Here is a 19,716-nt window from a genome sequence, read left to right as displayed (position 1 = left end):
ATTATTTCTTAATCAATTTTTCAGACTTCATTTCCCCCTGAGAATTTTTCATAGTTAAAATGTATACTCCAGAATTCTGTGAAGAAATATCAATAGATTTTTTTCCTTTGTTCATCGTACCATTCAATAAAACACTTCCATCCATAGAATATAATTTGTAAGCTATATTTTCTGAAGTAACAATGTTGATATTATCAATGATTAACGTTGAAGTAACATTTGCAAAGGAAAATTTATCACTAGTTTCCTTTACAGCTAAAGCAGTTGGATCATATTTGTAAGTAATCGTAATAGGAATTCCCGTTTCTTGATTACTGCCATCAACCTGATAAAATTTTATTACATAACTAATAGGTGTTGTTCCGTTTCCTATATTTGTATTCCACATATTATATCCCAAAGCGGGAGTTTCTGAATTTGCTGCAATAGGAATAGCTGCGTTTGAATTAGAAGGATAAACGGCATTCACCGACACAGAAGGAATACAAGTTGTTAAATAGCAGAACTGAAATCCGCTTCCTGTGCCGTTCTGAATACTCATAATTTTTATACGTACATTAATAGCACTCGTTGAAATATTTTTTATCTTATATTTTAAAGTAGCAACAGATTCATCAGTTGTGTTAAATGTAAAAATCTGTCCATTTGTAATAGGGGTATTATCATCTTTTGTTAAAGAAAGCTGTGCATTGCTCAAAGTAGATGATAATAAACAAAGTAATATAAATGTTAATTTTTTCATAGTTGAAAGTGTTTAAAGAAATCATAGGAAACCTAAAAAAATTAGATTTTACTGATTGATTTTTGATTAGTTATTTAATAATTAATTTTTTAGTTTTTGGTGCAGAATCTTTTTCTTTAATAGAAACAATGTAAATTCCTTTCGTCAATCCCGAAACAGAAACAGTGGTATCTGGTGAAACATTCGTTTTTTCTAAAACTAATTTCCCTGAAGCGTCATAAAATTTAAGATCAACATTTTTTTCTGCCTGAATTTTAATATACTCCGAAGCTGGGTTTGGATATACAGTAAGATAATTTTTATTGGTTTCAACAGAGCTTGTTCCTAACGTATTCAGTAGGAAAGAGCGGGAATTGACTACTTCTCCGGTGGAAGCATCCAACAAAAGCAAAACAACTTTCAGATTATTAGTATTGTAGGTTGAAGGAATCGTAACATTAAAAAGATAATTTACAACCTGTCCATCTGTAATCACAGAAGGAATTGATCCGGCTTGACCATAATAACCTCCTATCAACATTCTTCCCACATGATTATACACCATTTGTGATGCGGGAACTGAGCCTGGTAGATTCTCATAACCACCCATTGGTCCGTTGTAACCTCCTGCATAATAATTTTTCTGATTATAACCGGATGTGGTACCCTGAACCCCGTCTTCCACTAAAATTGCTGCAAATCTGAAATTAGCATTACTGAAATTAGTTCTGAATGTTGCAGAAGCATTGAATGAAAGAGAATTTCCTGATAAAGCAGAAGATGCATTGAGCATTACAGGAACCAACATATTCTTTCTGGCATTTACAGCAGATTCCATAAATGTTTGATTTACATAATAATCTAAAACCACACGGTCAATATTCATACCTGGAAATGCTGAAATCTGTGCACCAGCATTATATTCAGTCACTGTCATAGGATCGTTATTATGTACGGCAATTCCAATGTAATTATTAGCATAATTATTATCCATATAAGCCATTGCAACAGCACCCTCGGGACACCATCCGCACCAGGTTCCTGTTCCTTCTTCTATTAATACCTTTTTAGGAGAATTCTGACTTATAAAATTAGTTTTGGTATTTTTACTGTTGTTTGTAAGATCAGTTTCAACAACCCCGTTCATATGAGTAAGACTTACTGTTATATTTTTTTCTAATCCTGAAGAATAATTTACAAGAATAGGATGAGTAAATGAAACTTCTTGCCCGGTTGTAATTGTAGGAATTGATATTGTTGCAGGATGATTTGTTATTCCGTCACTCCAATTGACTGTAATATTATTTACGGGCTGTGTTCCCAGATTCTTTACTTTTGTCACAATAAAGTTATCTGTATTTATTAGGCTGTAACGGTCAAGGGTAAAATTACCTGAAAGCATTCCGTTATAATTAAGTAAGCTCTCTACCACAATATTATCTAAATCAATAGAATTCATGTTACAGTCATAGTGTCTAAAAGAAATATAAACCTGTTGTCCTATATAAGAGGTGAGATCAATAATTCGTGATTGAAATCCTCCTGTAGCAACTATTTCTGTATAAACTGGTGTAGAAGCAATTATAACTGAGGGATTACTGGAAGTTGTAATATATACTGAGTATTTTTCATTGGGATAAGACGTTGAAGTTTTTAAATCGTACGTAAGTCTAAGATTTGAAGCTATAATTCCGGTCAGATTAATGAGTGGTGACGTGATAAGATTATTAGGAACATCGAAAAATGAAGAAGAAGCCAGAAATCCACTTCCAAAATTCGGGTCTGTAGGGTAGCTTCCGTTTATAATATACCAGCTATAGGAATCACCGTCAAGATCAGTACTTGTCCATCCATTCAAACCTCCGGTATTAAAATTTTGGAAATAATAAGTCTGCGAATGATGTATTCCAAAAAAGAGAATACAAAGAAATAATAGTGTTTTTTTCATAAGTTTAGTTATTAAATTTTGTTGTGTTTCTATGTTATAAAAACTCATAATTGCTATTTATTCCGGCTTTTTCTTCTCTTACGTTGAGTACATTTCCATTAGCATTTAAAATCATTACAATCACCTTAAGATTATTAGTATGATAGCCTGAAGGAATTGTATATTGAAAATTCTTTGAATATTCGTTCGAGATGACTGTTTGTGATCCGGGAATTATATCGCCCACTACGGAAGATGTCAATCTGCTTCGTAAAACATTATGATGCACATAATTGTAGATATAGCTTCCTCCTCCGTACAATGTACTTATATAGTTTTTTTGATCATGAACAAGATCATCTTCAACTATAAAAGCGACTATTTTGAGATCACTGAAATTTTGAGAAAAGAAAATTTTAGTTTCTGCGTTAAGGATATTACCGGATACGGAAGAGCTTATTTTAATTCCTATTTTACTCAATGCACTCAATTGATTTAAAGGAACATTGAGATCCGAATAATTTGAATTATAGGCCCAGACTGTAGTTCGGTTTATAAACATGGCGGGCCATTCAGAAACGTTTTTGAAAATTTCCATTTCCGTACTTGTTGTATTAGACCAGGGATCTGTAGTTCCACTGGGCCCATGAATCCCTATAAAAACAAAATCTTGTGTCTGAGCTTCCAGATTATCGCGTCTTGCCAATGCAATGGTACAGTATCCGCACCATGTTCCTGTAAAATCTTCGTACAAAATTCTGTGTTTAAAGCTTACTCCCTCATTTACCACTACGTTTATGGAAATAGGGTTTATAGGTAAGTCTTTGAATTCTGCTTTTACAGTGTATATACCTTTTTCTGTTGGGGTATATGCATTTCCGGAAATTAAATTACCGTTTACATATAGTTTGCAGTTTGGTGTAACATCATTACTGAGATTATCCTTTACTCTGAATGTAAATGCTTTTCCCAACAATTTTTCGTTTCCTCCATCTGATGTTATGATGAGATAGGTATGCACATTATTGCCTTCATCACTTTCTGAACCACTGCATGAAAACATAAAGAATAAGACAGATATTGCATAACTAAATATCAGTATTTTTTTTATACTATTTTTATTAAAGTAAGATTTGTGTTTTTTAAGAAGCATTGCAATTTTTATTGTTTATGGGAATTTTATCTACTTAACTCTAGCAAAAATTTGAGTCAAAATGAAGAATTGAATATTTTAATAATGAAATTGATTAAATTCTTCCGAGCAAATATTATTAAATAAAAAAATATTTTCAAAAAAAACAGATACATCAAATGTACCACGTGTTATTTAATGTGTTGTTTTTCAGTTATTTATATTTTTTGAATTGAAAATTTTGATATTTGTTAATATTCGTTTTAAGACGGATTATGTACAAATGAGTAAGATTAAAAACATTATAATGATTTAGTTATACATGCGTAGGGGAAGATTGTCTTAAAGATTACGTGTCAGTGATGAAAATTCGATGTTTGAATTTTATACTTTTGATTTTCAGACTTTTGTAAAAACGTGGTATCAAAGTGGCACTATTGTTTTTCTGAAAATATTCCTGATTTCATTTCTTTGTTTAATACAAATGAATACTAATGTTTTTTTCGTTTAACCAAAGAGTAGTAGCTAAAAATGCTTTATGCCTTTTAATAATAGTCATACTACTAAATTTCTCATCCAATGATCTACAAATAAGCAAAGAAGAAGAGATAGATACTTTATTAAAAAGTGCATGTAGGGAATCAAATAATTTCAACTTTAATACGGGTATACTGTACAGCAAGAAAGCATTGCGTTTGTCTTTACTAAATTCTTATAAAATTGGAATTATCAAAAGTAATTATCAGATCGCTTATGACTTTTGCAATTTGGGGAATTATGATAAAAGTTTTGATTATATTAAAATCATTGAGAGAGATTTCCCAGCATATATTCAGGGAAATTTTCAATTTCATATTCGATTGTCAGATCTTAAAGGTAGGAATTTTTTAGCTCAAGGATTTAAAAATCAAGCAAAAGATGAGTTCAGAAAGGAGTTTTTTCTATCTAATAATTATAAAAAATCAGAAGAGATTTACCGTGGTAAGATTCATGCGTATACTCAGCTGTCTGCAAGCTGTGATCTTGATAGCTCGTATATTTATTTAAAGAAGATATTATTACTAAGAAATAAAGTAAGTAGTCAGGAAGATTTCTATTTCACGTATATTAATTTATCTGATTATTTTATTGAAAAGAATATATACCTTGATGATTCGGCTACATTTTATAATAATGAGGCACTAAGGCTTGGTATTTCAACAAAATCTAAGTTCCAATATGTTGGAATTATTCAAAGAGCTGACATTCTTTTTCATCAGAGAAATTACAAAGAATCAATAAAATATACTTTTTGGGCGCTAAAACTTTCTAAAGACAGAAATAGAAGCGAACAGATATTAGCTTCATATAAGCTTCTTTCAAATAATTATAAAGAGTTGGGAGATTATGAACTTCAGTCTAAATTTCTTGATAAATATTCTAAAATGAAAGATAGTATTTTCAATGCAAGGCAGAATGGAGTACAGGCTTCTGCAGATATAATTTTTGCAGATATGGTTAAAGATGACAAATCATATAATAGATTGGTTTTATTTTTTATTTTATTTATTGTTTTATTTCTGGCAATTATTATTTCCATAATTTTTTATAAGAAATATAAAAAAGCCATAATAACAAAAGAAAATCAACAACCGACCACGGTAGATATAAAATTACAGAGTGCATCATACGAAGAAATTATTTCCTTAGCAAAATCTAACTCTGCTGAATTCTTATTTTATTTTAAAGAAGCTTATCCTGTATTTTGTGATAAACTATTAGTATTAAATCCAAGACTGAAAAATTCGGAACTGATTTTTTGTGCTTATTTAAAATTACAGTTTTCTACAAAGGAAATTGCTTCGTTTACGTTTGTAACATCAAAAGCTATACAGAATCGTAAAAATAGAATTAGAAAAAAGCTGAATATTCCGTCTGATGTAGATATCAATATTTGGATAAATGAATTGTAAAATATTGATATTCAATTAATTAAAATTATGTGGTATGAAAATGGTAGGTGTTTTTTTTGATTTCAATATTCTGTGCAATTCCTTTGCTATCGAAATTTAGTTTATATATAAATGATGAATTTTTTTAAAAACACCAAAGTCTTATCTAATTGTTCAATTAAATTATGTCTATAAATTCTACATTTTACCCGTATCCTTTTCTTAATTTTTTATTAAGAAAGTTTTTGATATTGCAATTTGTAGTAATTATTTTTCTTTTCAATTTTGGTAGTGCTCAAATAATCATTTCAGATGTAGAAAAAATTACTATTACAGAAGGAACAGTGATTTATATTGATAGTACAAGATCACAGCCCAGTTCTGAAGAAATAGTTTTAAATGAAGAAAAAAATCCGAAAGATTTGGCTGATAATAATCGTGAAAAATTGGCAATTGATTCTCAGTTAGACAAAAAGCCTAAACCTAAGAAAGAGGAGCTTTTATCTAAAAAACTTGAATTAGTATATCGATCTAACAATGATTCTTCTTCTTCTTCTTCTTCTTCTTTTTCTTTAACTGATAAAAATCAATTTGTTGCTTTTAAATCAAATTCTCAATGGAAAATATTAGGGATTATAGATGAAGCAAAGTATAGGATTCTAAACATTTTGTATGAAAATGTAAAAATCAATGAAAATAACCCTTTTTATAATAACCTAAACAACTATTATAAATCTTCTCGTTCTCCGCCATTGTGCTAATAAAATTTACGTTTTATTTTCTTTCAGTTTTTGATTAATAAATGCTGTAGAGAATTTTCATGAAATGTGTGGCTCTTAAAATGTTTAAAGTTAATTTCATTAATATCTTACTGCTGATAAGATTTTTATATCCTTAGTAGGAAGCTGTAAAAAATATTTCTGATAGTTACTGTTTTTAAATAATAGTAGGTTTAAAGCTTTATCGTATAATTTCCTCTGGTGATTCAAAGATGATGATAGTTTTGATTTTTATGGTGAAAGCTATCTATAATATGTTAGAGTATTAGTGGTAAGTGTATGTCATTATTCCGAATGAATTTTAACCCTATGCTTAATTACACGTGCATCTTTTTGATCCCTTTTCCCTAATAGATAATTTTAAATAAAAATTTAGTTATGAAAATAAAATTTATTTTAGTTGTAGCTTTGGCATCTTATGCAACAGCCTACTCACAGGTTGGTATTAATACAGATGCTCCTAATGCTACACTGGATGTCGTAGCTTCAGCAGCGGATATTACAAAAACAGATGGCTTTATTGCCCCACGTTTAAAAGGATCCGAGCTAAAGCTCAAGGATGCATTGTATGCATCAAACCAGACAGGTGCGATAGTGTACATTACAGAAGCATTGCTACCAGCAAATACAACCACTAAAACAGTAAATGTAACTACAGTAGGTTACTTTTATTTTGACGGTGCAAAATGGGTGGCGATCAGCGGAGGAAGTGTAGGTGCACAAACAGATGATTGGCATATCACAGGGAATACCGGAACAGCAGCCGGAACTAATTTCCTCGGAACTACGGATGATGTAGATCTTATCTTTAAAAGAAAAAATATACATTCGGGTTGGATTAATGAGAACCTAGGGGCTACTGCCTTTGGTGTTTCTGCGCTTCCAACTACTTCGACAGGACTTAACAATTCTGCATTTGGAATTTCTGCCCTTTCTGCTAATACAACAGGCTATAGCAATGCTGCCTTTGGAAATTATTCGCTTGCTGCGAACACAACAGGAGTTAATAACTCATCTTTTGGTGCTGGCTCGCTCTTGGCCAATTCTTCAGGATATGAGAATAGTGGATTTGGATTTAATGCTTTACGTTTAAATACCACTGGAGTGCTCAATTCTGGTTTTGGATCTTCTGCGCTTTCATCAAATACGACAGGTGAAAGTAATACTGCTGTAGGTACCTATTCACTCCTAAATAACACAAACGGAGATTCGAACATTGGTGTTGGTTTCAGTGCACTGCACGCAAATACCAGCGGTAGTTTTAACACTGCATTAGGTATAAATGCATTATCTGCTAATATTACAGCTAATTTTAATACTGCTATTGGTTTCAGAACAATGAGGACGAGTTCTGGAGAGCCCGGCAGCAACAATGTAGCTCTTGGTGCATATGCTTATGAAGGTGACGGAGGTGCTACAGATTATGGATTGGGGAGCAATAACACAGTTTTGGGAGGTTACTCAGGGAGGTTTTTAACAGGAAGTAATAATACTTTTTTGGGATATCGTTCGGGATACTCAGGTGTAGATGAAGCATTATCCGGAAGTAATAATATAATAATCGGGAATTCTACCTATGTTCCTTCAGCAACTGCCAGCAATCAGCTCAACATTGGTAATGCCATCTTTGGAACAGGAATGTCCGGTTCTACAGGTTCTCCTGCAGGTAATATCGGCATCGGGAAAACTGCACCTACCGAGAAACTGGAAGTTGCAGGAGCAGTAAGGATTAATAGCCTTCCTGCTAACGGAGCTTTAAACGCCATCTATACACAAAGCAATGGTTTGGCTTCTTCTGCTCAAAACCAAACCTTTACCGCTACCAGAACTGTGGTTGCAGATGCTAATGGTGTATTAGGGTCTATTACAGGTGTCCCTCTTACATCTGAAGTAGATGGGGTTATTGGTAACGAGGTATTAAATGCAACAACCAATAAAGGATTAGTACGTGTCGGAGCAGGAACCTCGGGCAGTCCATATACATTAGGTTTAACAGATGGAGGAACTATTGGGCAGACAATGATTTGGAATGGCACTTCCTGGGCTCCAGGGGCAATTACAGCATCCAATGGATTAACAGCTTCTGCCGGTAATAATATAAAACTAGGAGGTACATTATCTGATACAACTACAACTATTGCAACCAACAATAACACCAATGCTTTGGCTATTTCGGGATTAGGAACTGTAGCTGCGACAGATAAACTATTGGCGCTTGATGCTTCGAACAGGGTGAAAACAGTTGACATCTCTTCCCAATTTGATAATTTGGGAATCCCAAGACCCGCAGTTTTTCAGTTGACAACTAGCGGAACATATCTGTCGGGAGTTGGAGCCGGAGGCTTGCAGTCAATTCCAATGTCAGAAGTCACAAATAAAACTGGAGCTACTGGAGTTACCTTCACTTCAGGTACTAATACTGTTTTATTAAGACCGGGTCTTTATCAGATTACTTTTGTGTACGAGTCTACAGGGACGAATGATGGTACTTGCTCGCTGTCTTCATATTTTGTGGATTTCCCAAATGGTAGTAGTGGTACAAACAGAATCCACTCAACAGCAGCGCATAATACGGGCGGTTCACAAAACCACGGAGGTGCAATTACTTACACCTCAAGAATTACAGGGAATACTAACTGGCAGATACAATTAGGTAGAGGTGTGTCCGGAAACTGTAGTACTGCAGGTACTAGTTTAAAAGCATTATCAACCCAAGTGTCTATATTAAAGCTAGAATAAAAATTTGATATAGAAAAATACTTATAAACACTTAATGCATGCCTTCTTTTCCTTCTTTAAAATGATGAAAAAAAGTTTAGGAGATTCAAGGCTGCATTTTTAAATATTATCATTGGAAAAAAAGACCTGCCCTCTCGGGCACCGCCAAGATGTTAATCAAAATGTAGCCGGATATTATAGGGATAGCAGCATTTCAAAGATAAACCTTTGAGAATGAAGACCTCATATTCTTTAAAAAAATAAAAACAACAAAAATGCAAATACTACATAAAATAAAAGCTTATCTGTTGGAAGTGGTAACGCAATATGCAAGTAGTGACGTACTGCTGAAAGATCCCCGCACAGCTCTTTTTGATAAACCGCTTACTGTAGCATAACAGCCGCAAGTGATACGACCGCCCGTGAGGAGACTCTCCTTACGGACAAGAGGAACCACCTCATACGGACGAGAGGAGATCATTCATCCGCCCGTGAGGAATGACTCCTTAAAAACATTACATTATAATAACAAACAAATGATAAAAACAAATTTTTATAAACAAACAAAAAATAAGATATCTCTCTTTGTATTATTGCTTTGTTTACTATTGTCTAAAAATATTAATGCACAAGCAGTTGGATGTACCAATACAATGTACCTCGCTCAGGGCTACCTTCTGCCTAGTCCTAAAATTGGTATATACCGTATTAATAATTCTCCGAATCCTTTCACATATCCATTAATAAAACAACATCCTGGTGTAATGATTAATGCAATTGCCATAAATCCAGTTAACGGAAATATGTATGGAATTCGTTATAATACTGCTAATTTTGTAAGAATTGATATCAATGGTAATTTTACAGATATAGGAACTTTTCCAGGTTTACCAGCTTTAAATTATAATACAGGAGAAATAGACCCGGCAGGTAATTACTATCTAAAAGCCACGGGACTTAATAACAAGTTCTATAAAATTAACTTGAATACAAATGCAGTAACTACAGTAACTTTAAGTGCAAGCTTAGAACTTTCTGATTGGGCATTTAATATCACAGATGGACAATTGTATGGTGTAAATCTATCGGACGGAAGATTATATAAAGTAAACCCAAGCACAGGAACTGCAACGCCAATTGGTGCAGCATATAGTATGCTGGATGCTTTTGGGGCAATGTTTGGGGCAAGTAATGGAGAGATTTATGGTGTAATAAATAGTGGTGGTTTTTATCAATTTAATACCGCTACTGGAGCACGGACATTAATTTCTGCGTCGCCAGCATCAGGCCAAAATGATGGAGCCCATTGTGTAACTGAGCCCATAAGCTTCAATGCAGATTTATATGTAACTAAAACAGACGGCAAGACAACCTATACTTCGGGAAGTACTACGACTTATACTATTGTTGCAGGAAATAATGGACTGTTTGGAGTACAGAATGCACTATTGTCAGACCTTGTTCCGGCGGGTATTCCTTCTGCAAATGTTACCTACACGGCAGTCGCTTCCCCAGGAAGCTCTACCCAAGTTGTAGGGACGCAGACTGGTGCAATTAGTGATTATGTTTCTTTACCGGTTGGCGGGACGGTCACTTATACGGTTACGGTTAATATTCCAACAACTTTTACAGGTGATTTGGTAAATACTGTTACGATTACGTCACCGACTAATTCTGTTGATAATAATACTTCAAATAATTTAGCAACAGATACGGATACAAGAGTTTGTGTTGCTCCATCTACGCCTACAATTTCAGCAGGAGGTCCTACAACTTTCTGTACCGGCGGAAATGTAAATTTGACATCTTCGTCGGCAACGGGTAACCAGTGGTACAAAGACGGAGCCATTATTTCCGGAGCCACAGGACAGACTTATTCTGCCAATGCTTCCGGAACTTACACGGTAAGGGTAACAAATGGAACTTGTCAAAGTAATTTGTCGACAGGAACAGTTGTAACGGTAAATTCTGCACCACCAGCTTTGGTTGTTTCGGCAGGAGGTCCTACGACTTTCTGTACAGGAGGAAACGTTCTTTTAACGTCAACTTACAACACTACGGGTGCCTACCAATGGTATCGTAACGGGACTGCAATTTCCGGCGCCATCTATTATGAATATACGGCAACTACACCTGGAACCTATACGGTTACAAGAGAATTGAACGGTTGTACAAGTCCGGCATCGGCTGGAGTGGCGGTAACGGTTAATTCAAACTCAACTGCTCCAACTGTTTCAGCAGGAGGTCCTACAACTTTCTGTACCGGCGGAAATGTAAATTTGACATCTTCGTCGGCAACGGGTAACCAGTGGTACAAAGACGGAGCCATTATTTCCGGAGCCACAGGACAGACTTATTCTGCCAATGCTTCCGGAACTTACACGGTAAGGGTAACAAATGGAACTTGTCAAAGTAATTTGTCGACAGGAACAGTTGTAACGGTAAATTCTGCACCACCAGCTTTGGTTGTTTCGGCAGGAGGTCCTACGACTTTCTGTACAGGAGGAAACGTTCTTTTAACGTCAACTTACAACACTACGGGTGCCTACCAATGGTATCGTAACGGGACTGCAATTTCCGGCGCCATCTATTATCAATATACGGCAACTACGCCTGGAACCTATACTGTTACAAGAGTATTGAACGGTTGTACAAGTCCGGCATCAGCTGGAATGGCGGTAACGGTTAATTCAAACTCAACCGCTCCAACTGTTTCAGCAGGAGGTCCTACAACTTTCTGTGCCGGTGGAAATGTAAATTTGACATCTTCGTCGGCAACGGGGAACCAGTGGTACAAAGACGGAGCCATTATTTCCGGAGCCACAGGACAGACTTATTCTGCCAATGCTTCCGGAACTTACACAGTGGTTGTAACAACAGGGGGCTGTACAAGTTTGGCATCAGCAGGTACTTCGGTAACGGTAAATTCTGCACCACCAGCTTTGGTTGTTTCGGCAGGAGGCCCTACGACTTTCTGTACAGGAGGAAACGTTCTTTTAACGTCAACTTACAACACTACGGGTGCTTACCAATGGTATCGTAACGGGACTGCAATTTCCGGCGCCATCTATTATGAATATACGGCAACTACGCCTGGAACCTATAAGGTTACAAGAGAATTGAACGGTTGTACAAGTCCGGCATCGGCTGGAGTGGCGGTAACGGTTAATTCAAACTCAACCGCTCCAACTGTTTCAGCAGGAGGTGCTACAACTTTCTGTACCGGCGGAAGTGTAAATTTGACATCTTCGTCGGCAACAGGAAACCAGTGGTACAAAGACGGAGCCATTATTTCCGGAGCCACAGGACAGACTTATTCTGCCAATGCTTCCGGAACTTACACAGTGGTTGTAACAACAGGAGGCTGTACAAGTTTGGCATCAGCAGGTACTTCGGTAACTGTAAATCCTGCAGTTGCTGGTACAATATCTGCCAGCCAAACAATTCTCTCAGGAAGTGCACCTGTGGCATTGGTTTTTATCGGATCTACAGGAGCAGTGCAGTGGCAGATTTCTACCGATAATATTGCATTTGCCAATATCTCTGGTGCTACAGCAACAGTGTATGCACCGGGAGCATTAACAGCAACGACGTATTACCGAGCGGTAGTGACAAGCGCAGGAGGCTGTAGTGCGGTTACTAATACTGTTACCATTACTATACAATCAGGAGTGCCGGATCTCAGCCTGGAAAGTTCTGCAAGCACAGATTCTTATAGACGTTTTATACCTTTAAATACTTTCCATAAAATTACCAATATGGGTAATTTAGCTACAGATGGCAGTACAATTACTTTAACGGTAGTTGTAAATGCAGGTTTGGGTACTTTCAACTATGCATTACCTGCAGGTTGGGCTCTTCAGTCTCAATCGGGAACTACTTTTGTTTTTACAACCAATAAAATTATGAACCCAGGGGATAATGATACCATAAAGATTACTTATACGGCATCTTCTGGTAGAATTGGTGATATTGCAATTTTTAACGGTAATATTCTAAATAATTCTGGTGGTGAAATCAATAATGTGAATAATAACAGTTCATTGACCATAACATTTCAATCTAACTAATAATTGAGAAAATATTTCTTTACCCCAATACAAGATTGCGGGTACAGAATATTAAAACAAAATAAAAATTGATGATATCAAATAACAAATAACAAATGATGAAACAACTTACAAAGTATTTATTTCTGCTTGCCCTTTTTCTTGGGTTAGTAGTAAATGCGCAAAATAAAACGCTGGAGTTTACGGCAGCTTCGGCTTCGGGCAACGGCTTTGCATTAGATACAGGATTATTTACGTTTTTGCAAAACACCAATAATCCTACAGGAACGGCTTACTCAGCATATACTCCTGCTTTAACGGCTAGAGTTGAGATCTCCAATATTCAGTATTCGAGTGCATCTCCTACCGCTACTTTCCCAACAACTCCAAGAAGTAATATTGTTTTTGGTTGGGATGGCGCAAATATAGTACCAGGCTTGCCAGGACTAATAAATACTTCTCTTATTCCATACCCCAACAGCTATTTTACGTCGGGAATCGTAGCAGGTGAAGGGTTCAATACCGAATCGGGAGGTAACACTGGTATTTCATTTTTCACTGCGGTGAGTGTTTTATATGGGCAACCATTTGGGAGATATCACATGGCAGATATTACCATAACATTCAATAGACCAGTAGATAACCCGATTCTTCATTTTTCAGGTATGGGCGCTGGTGATTTTGCTTACTATACGAATGAATTTGAGCTGATAGGGGTGAATGGAAGCATGCCAGCCATCTCATTGTCCAAATTGTCAGGCACCTCTTCTTTAGAAGTCTCGGGATATGAGATCAATAACAGAGAAGACGCTAGTGATCCTTATCCACTAGGATTGGGATCCGTACGGTTTAATGGCAGTGGCATTACCACTTTGAAATTCAAAAGTTTTATTCGAGGCTTTGACATTCCCGATGATGGAATCGTAGAATGGGCTGGTTCTCCTGATGATATTACTTCTGGTGATTATACGGAAATAAGTGTATCTGTTTTAGAAGATGAACTTCCTCCTTTCCAATGTAATGGCTTAGCATACATAATTTCAAATACCAATACTGGTGGACCCCAAGCTAATTATATTTCAGGTCTTCAGTCATTTAATTTATCTACAGCGGTTACAACACTAATAGATGATCAATTGATTAATGCCGCATCAAATAGATTTATAAATGGCATAGGTTATAACGTCTTGGATAATTACATTTATGGGATACGTCAATTTACAAGCGATGTGGTAAGAATTGGTTCTGATGGTAATGTACAAATTTTACCAACAATTGGATCGGTATTAGATCCTACAAAACGGTATGAATCTGGAGATGTTTCTCCAGACGGTAAACTTTACGTTTACAGTTCAGATGTAGCTAAAATGTATTCAATCAATTTAAATGCTTCTGCGTCAGATTATTTAACACCTGTAGAAAGAGCAACAGGAACATTGTTCTTTGATGATTTCGCTTTTAGCCCTATTGATGGAATGATCTACGGTATAACCAGATCAACCCAAAGATTATTCCGTTTTAATCCAACAACAAATGCTTTTACTAACATTGGTGCCATATCTGGTTTATCTAGCACCGATGGTGTTACTTATGGTACAGCATTAATGGACAATGAAGGAAATTTATATTTTGCGAATAATACATCAGGCATCACCTATAAAATTAATACTCCTCATTTGGCAACTGGTGCAGTTACAGCAACAATTCTAACAAATCTAAGTGTAACTCCAGGTGATGGAGCCCGTTGCCCGTCTATTATCACTCCTGTAGCAGTTGCAGATTCTGGCTGTGCTACAGCAACTGGGGTTTCGAGCTTCAATGTATCTTCAAATGATAATGTTGGTACTTATCCAATAGATCCTTTATCAACAAAACTGATAGATCCTACAACTTTAGCTCAAGTTAGTTCGGTAAATATAGTCGGACAGGGGACGTTTGCCATAAACTCAACAACTGGGGCAATTGAGTTTACTCCAGCAGCTGGATATAGTGGAACATCTATCAATTATGTTGTTGCAGATGTTAATGGAAATTATTCAGCTCCAGCTCAGCTCAGTTTATCCGTTTGTATACCTGCATGTACAGGAACAGATTCAGATTCAGATGGCGTAGCTGACATGTGTGATTTAGACGATGACAACGATGGAATTTTAGACACTGACGAATGTTCTGGTTCTAATAAGGTTGTGAATGGGACTTTTGCAAATTCTAATAATTGGAACTTAGCAAATTGGGGAATCGGAAGTGGATATGCTTCTATAACAAATGACGGAAATGTTGCGAATACCAACACTATTACACAAATCGTTAACGGACTTTCTCAAGGAACTGTTAATCTTAATTTCTCTGCTCTTTTCTTCAATGGAGGAAATCAGGAAAGACTGGATGTCTATCTTGGAAGTACACGTTATGCATCGTTCGTAAGCGCTGCCGGAAACGGAAACGTGACAGTAACAACGGAAAACGGAGCTACTGTGAACATTGCTTCATTCCCGGAAAGTTCTTCCTGGAGTACCGGCTGGCAGAATATCCAGATGACTTTCCCTAATACCACTTCAGATTTTACTAAAGTATTAAAATTTGATGCTTACAGAACAGGAAGCGGTAATGGAGACGATATAGGATTAGATAATATCTCTCTAACAATTCCGAATTGCGATACCGATGGTGATGGCATCCCGAATTATCTGGATCTTGACTCAGACGGTGATGGCTGCTTTGATGCTATTGAAGGAAGCGACAGCGTGAAGCTTGCACAACTTAAGGCTAATGGTTCAATCAATGGCGTTATTGATTCTCAGGGAGTTCCGGTACTGGTTAATGTAGGAGGAGCCGCAGATATCAATAGTGCACAGGGACAAAGCGTCGGGACATCACAGGATTCTACACTTAATGCTTGTATTGATACCGATGGAGATGGAGTTCCTGATCTGGAAGATCTGGATAATGATAATGATGGTATTTTGGATTGTACAGAAAACGGATTCAATGGAGATCCAAATACAGTTTTCAAATCCAATGGAAATACGACAGTAGTTACCAATCCTTCAACCGGTCCTCTGTACCAATTCCGATTAACCAATGTAACCGGACAACAGGGACAGGCTTGGTCTTATGGTAAAGCAGACTTTTCTAAAAGTTTTACAATTTCTATGCAGGCAATGTTATCAGATGCTGATGGAATTGCAATGGTGTTTCAGAACAGCCCTTTGGGTACATCTGCTTCGGGAACAAATGGTCAGGGACTAGGAGCAAGAGGTATTGCCAATGGTATTGCCTTAGAACTGGATACATTTCAAAACGATTGTACTAATGATGCTAATAACGGACAGAATTGTGACCCTGGCTATGACCATGGAAGCATAAGAACCACAGCTGGCTGGATAGGAGCGGGTAAACTTGCTGGAGACGGACAACTTGGTGATGGGACAGTAAATGACGGACTATGGCATAATGTAGTGGTCAATTGGAATGCTATGACAAGAAATCTTTCTTATACTTTTGACGGAGTAGAGGTTACCAGCTATACTTTTCCTGCATCAGGAGCCAATTCACTGGAAACTATTTTAGGAGGAACGAACAAAGCATACTTTGGTTATACTGCATCTACCGGAAACTTTGGAGGAGCAAACAGCATAGGATTTAATAGTCCTTGTACAATTCCTCTTTACTTCGATACCGACGGTGATGGAATCCTTGATTATCTTGATCTGGATTCAGATAATGATGGATGTTTAGATGCTATTGAAGGTAATGAGAATGTAACTACTTCACAATTAGTCACAGCCGTAGGAACCTTAACTGTAGGAATTGGCTCTACTGCAGCAAACAAAAATTTAGGAAACACTGTAGATCTTAACGGAGTGCCAACCATTGTAAACGCTGGCGGCGCTGCAGATATTGGAAGTGATCAGGGACAAGGTGTTGGAAGTTCTCAAAATGCTAGTGTTAATTCATGTCCTACGACTTGTACAAAACCCGGAGATTTCACATCCAGCGGTGCTCCAACAAAAGTAGGAATCACAGTTCAGGATAAAGCTTCTACATGGCCAGAAGCAATACCAAACGGACATATCGCTTTAGAATCAAGAGAAAAAGGATTGGTAATTACCAGAGTAGCTCACGTAAGCACAACTCCAAATTTAACAACAGATTCTATAAAGGATCCGAAAGAAGGAATGCTGGTTTATGACATCCAAGACAGTTGTGTGAAATTATTTAATGGACTTACTTGGAATTGTATCCGTAGATCTTGTAATGACACAAATTAAAAAAAATATCAAAAATGAAATATAAAGTAATAATCAATAGTCTAATACTTGTTTTGCTGGCAAATTTTGCCAGCGGACAAGTTTCCATAGGCGGAAAACAAACAGTAGAAGGAGCCGCCACCATTTTAGATTTTAACAGCCAAACAGGTAATACAAAAGGTATTATCCTTCCAGCTGTTGATAATCTTACAAATGCATTATCAGCAACAACCACTGCTAATAATGGTACATTTTTATTTAATAAAGCCAATCAGAAAATTCAAATGTATGAGAACAATATGTGGGTGGATTTATCAGATAATGGAAATTCCACTTCGTTGTTAATCAATTCATCAGTAGAAAAAACAGGCGGTGCAATTATCGGAGCCGAAGCTTCCTCAGCAAAAGGTGTTTTGATTTTAGAATCATCAGATAAAGCAATGATTTTGCCAAGAATATCCGAACCTCATATAAATGTAAAAAGCCCTTATCCGGGAATGATGTGTTACGATACAATAAGTAAAACCTTAGCTATGTTTGACGGTAACGTATGGAATTATTGGAAGTAGAAAAATGAATTTCAAAGACATTCATATTGGCTCGCTAATCAGTCAAAAAGTTACAGAAAGCGGGATAGAAATATCCCGAATCTGTAATTTTATAAAATCTACTGAACAAGAAATCACACAGATGTATGAAGCAAAAAGTTTAGATTGCGAAATCCTTCTAAGGTGGAGTAAATTGTTAGAATATGATTTTTTTAGGATTTATAGCCAGCATTTGATTTTATATTCTCCATTGTCAAAGTCGGATAATATAAATAAGAGTACCAGCTCAAAACTTCCAAAATTTCGTAAAAACATTTATACTAAAGATATTATAAACTTTATTCTAGAGCTGATAGAATCCAAAGAAAAAACAACTCAGCAGATTATCAATGAATATAATATTCCAAAAACTACATTGTACATATGGATAAAAAAATACAGAAATTAGATATGCAACCTTACTATAAAAAAATCTACTGCGATATTGTATTGAAAAAATATCCAGAAAAGGAAGAAATATGTAGGCCACTTTTGGATAAAAAAGAGTTAACGGTTTTAGATATATTAAAACTCAATAATATTATTTTTGGAGATAGTAATAAAGAAAATTTGAGCTTTAATCAGAAACATCGTTTTTATAATAAACAAGCAATATTTGAAATTTTAGATTACATGAGAAAGAATAATCTTAACAATAATCAACTGGCACATCATTTCAAAATCAGCAGAAATACTATTTCAAAATGGAAACGACTATATTACTAATATATTTTGTGAATTAAATACGAACTAACGATTGATTTGACAGTTTTAATAACAGTCGTAATGGAGTTGCATTCTATGATAAAAAGCAAATAAAATGATAAAAATTAAGTCGCAAATTTGTATAATGAAAATGTGTGGCTTATAATTTTACTTTTCCCACTATTAATTACCAATAAGGAGTATTTTTCTTCCTGTTTTTCCCTTTTATAATAAGCTCTGATTTCGGCATTGTGCCTTATGGAAGCGTGAAGGATGGATTTCATTTTTTATCTGCAAAATAATTTACTAAACTTATTCTCTGATAGAAGCCCTGATGACTATTCAAAAGGAACAATACCACAATAACAGGCAAATTTCTTCAGTTTTTAAAATTCTTAAATTCTTTTTTAGCGAACAAGAGAAACAATGCAGTAACATTTTCGCTCCATAGAACTGACATCAGTGAGTGTTTCGATTCTGGTCATACAACAAAACTATTAAAATCGAACCATTTATTAATTATTGTGCAAGGTTTCGATTTTTAAAATATTTGTTACTTGGAAAGCCAAAATCCCAATAATAACATGATTAATTATAAGTTTCTGATTATGAGAGTGTATCAAATAAAATGGCACCAACTTTCTTTTCGAAACATTTGGTGGAAGATTTAGAAAGGATTTCACAGCTATAGAAATGAAGTGTAACCACTACCAACACCATATTTGATTTATTAGCTAATTTTTATAACAACTTATTTCTAGTATTAATTAAAAAATATATTTCATAGCGGACTTTTATTAAATATAAATGTAAAGCGTCAAGATTTGGCGCTTTACTGATTTACATTTATCACGATGATATGATTATATTCACATTAAATCTCATAAAAGAGATTAGGAAATTCGTTAAAAAAAGTT

10 protein-coding genes are annotated in these 19,716 nt (G+C 35.6%); 7 read left to right on the top strand and 3 right to left on the bottom strand.

Annotation, left to right across the window (positions count from 1 at the left end; translation table 11 throughout):
- Position 1 precedes the first annotated feature (1 nt).
- From BM371_RS15425 to BM371_RS15415, 3 genes are all read right to left on the bottom strand, one after another.
- Positions 2-742 (bottom strand): T9SS type A sorting domain-containing protein, encoded by a 741-nt coding sequence (locus BM371_RS15425; RefSeq protein ID WP_034679897.1) that lies wholly within the window; start codon positions 740-742, stop codon positions 2-4.
- Positions 743-812: 70 nt separating this feature from the next.
- Positions 813-2,669 (bottom strand): Omp28-related outer membrane protein, encoded by a 1,857-nt coding sequence (locus tag BM371_RS15420; RefSeq protein ID WP_165571809.1) that lies wholly within the window; start codon positions 2,667-2,669, stop codon positions 813-815.
- Between the two features lie 34 nt (positions 2,670-2,703).
- Entirely contained in the window at positions 2,704-3,711 is a 1,008-nt protein-coding gene (locus BM371_RS15415) for an Omp28-related outer membrane protein (RefSeq protein ID WP_034679889.1), read from the bottom strand.
- Between the two features lie 563 nt (positions 3,712-4,274).
- On the opposite strand from BM371_RS15415, the gene BM371_RS15410 reads away from it, so the two are divergent.
- From BM371_RS15410 to BM371_RS15375, 7 genes are all read left to right on the top strand, one after another.
- Positions 4,275-5,732 carry a helix-turn-helix domain-containing protein gene (locus BM371_RS15410; RefSeq protein ID WP_131431030.1) on the top strand — a complete coding sequence of 486 codons (1,458 nt, stop codon included), beginning with the start codon at positions 4,275-4,277 and terminating at the stop codon, positions 5,730-5,732.
- A gap of 164 nt (positions 5,733-5,896) precedes the next feature.
- Entirely contained in the window at positions 5,897-6,472 is a 576-nt protein-coding gene (locus BM371_RS15405) for a hypothetical protein (protein WP_034679887.1), read from the top strand.
- 396 nt (positions 6,473-6,868) lie between these two features.
- A complete protein-coding gene (locus BM371_RS15400) occupies positions 6,869-9,229 on the top strand; it encodes a beta strand repeat-containing protein (RefSeq protein WP_034679886.1) in 2,361 nt (786 codons plus the stop codon).
- Positions 9,230-9,816: 587 nt separating this feature from the next.
- A complete protein-coding gene (locus BM371_RS15395; RefSeq protein ID WP_074958795.1) occupies positions 9,817-13,278 on the top strand; it encodes a beta strand repeat-containing protein in 3,462 nt (1,153 codons plus the stop codon).
- 98 nt (positions 13,279-13,376) lie between these two features.
- A complete protein-coding gene (locus BM371_RS15390) occupies positions 13,377-17,528 on the top strand; it encodes a lectin-like domain-containing protein (RefSeq protein WP_131431029.1) in 4,152 nt (1,383 codons plus the stop codon).
- Between the two features lie 14 nt (positions 17,529-17,542).
- The gene (locus tag BM371_RS15385; protein WP_034679880.1) at positions 17,543-18,076 is read left to right on the top strand and encodes a hypothetical protein; all 534 of its coding nucleotides are present in this window, start codon (positions 17,543-17,545) and stop codon (positions 18,074-18,076) included.
- A gap of 402 nt (positions 18,077-18,478) precedes the next feature.
- The gene (locus BM371_RS15375; RefSeq protein ID WP_034679878.1) at positions 18,479-18,820 is read left to right on the top strand and encodes a transposase; all 342 of its coding nucleotides are present in this window, start codon (positions 18,479-18,481) and stop codon (positions 18,818-18,820) included.
- The last annotated feature ends 896 nt before the right edge of the window (positions 18,821-19,716 follow it).

Source organism: Chryseobacterium formosense (genome assembly GCF_900116415.1).
Taxonomy (GTDB): Bacteria; Bacteroidota; Bacteroidia; order Flavobacteriales; family Weeksellaceae; genus Chryseobacterium; species Chryseobacterium formosense.
Note: the sequence above shows the minus strand (reverse complement) of the source record. Positions and strands in the feature narration are given on the sequence as shown.

What these genes read in the sequence shown, in the direction of transcription:
- BM371_RS15425 (WP_034679897.1), bottom strand. Translation starts at nt 742, where the DNA reads ATGAAAAAATTAACATTTATATTACTTTGTTTATTATCATCTACTTTG.
- BM371_RS15420 (WP_165571809.1), bottom strand. Translation starts at nt 2,669, where the DNA reads ATGAAAAAAACACTATTATTTCTTTGTATTCTCTTTTTTGGAATACAT.
- BM371_RS15415 (WP_034679889.1), bottom strand. Translation starts at nt 3,711, where the DNA reads ATGTTTTCATGCAGTGGTTCAGAAAGTGATGAAGGCAATAATGTGCAT.
- BM371_RS15410 (WP_131431030.1), top strand. Translation starts at nt 4,275, where the DNA reads ATGTTTTTTTCGTTTAACCAAAGAGTAGTAGCTAAAAATGCTTTATGC.
- BM371_RS15405 (WP_034679887.1), top strand. Translation starts at nt 5,897, where the DNA reads ATGTCTATAAATTCTACATTTTACCCGTATCCTTTTCTTAATTTTTTA.
- BM371_RS15400 (WP_034679886.1), top strand. Translation starts at nt 6,869, where the DNA reads ATGAAAATAAAATTTATTTTAGTTGTAGCTTTGGCATCTTATGCAACA.
- BM371_RS15390 (WP_131431029.1), top strand. Translation starts at nt 13,377, where the DNA reads ATGAAACAACTTACAAAGTATTTATTTCTGCTTGCCCTTTTTCTTGGG.
- BM371_RS15385 (WP_034679880.1), top strand. Translation starts at nt 17,543, where the DNA reads ATGAAATATAAAGTAATAATCAATAGTCTAATACTTGTTTTGCTGGCA.
- BM371_RS15375 (WP_034679878.1), top strand. Translation starts at nt 18,479, where the DNA reads ATGGATAAAAAAATACAGAAATTAGATATGCAACCTTACTATAAAAAA.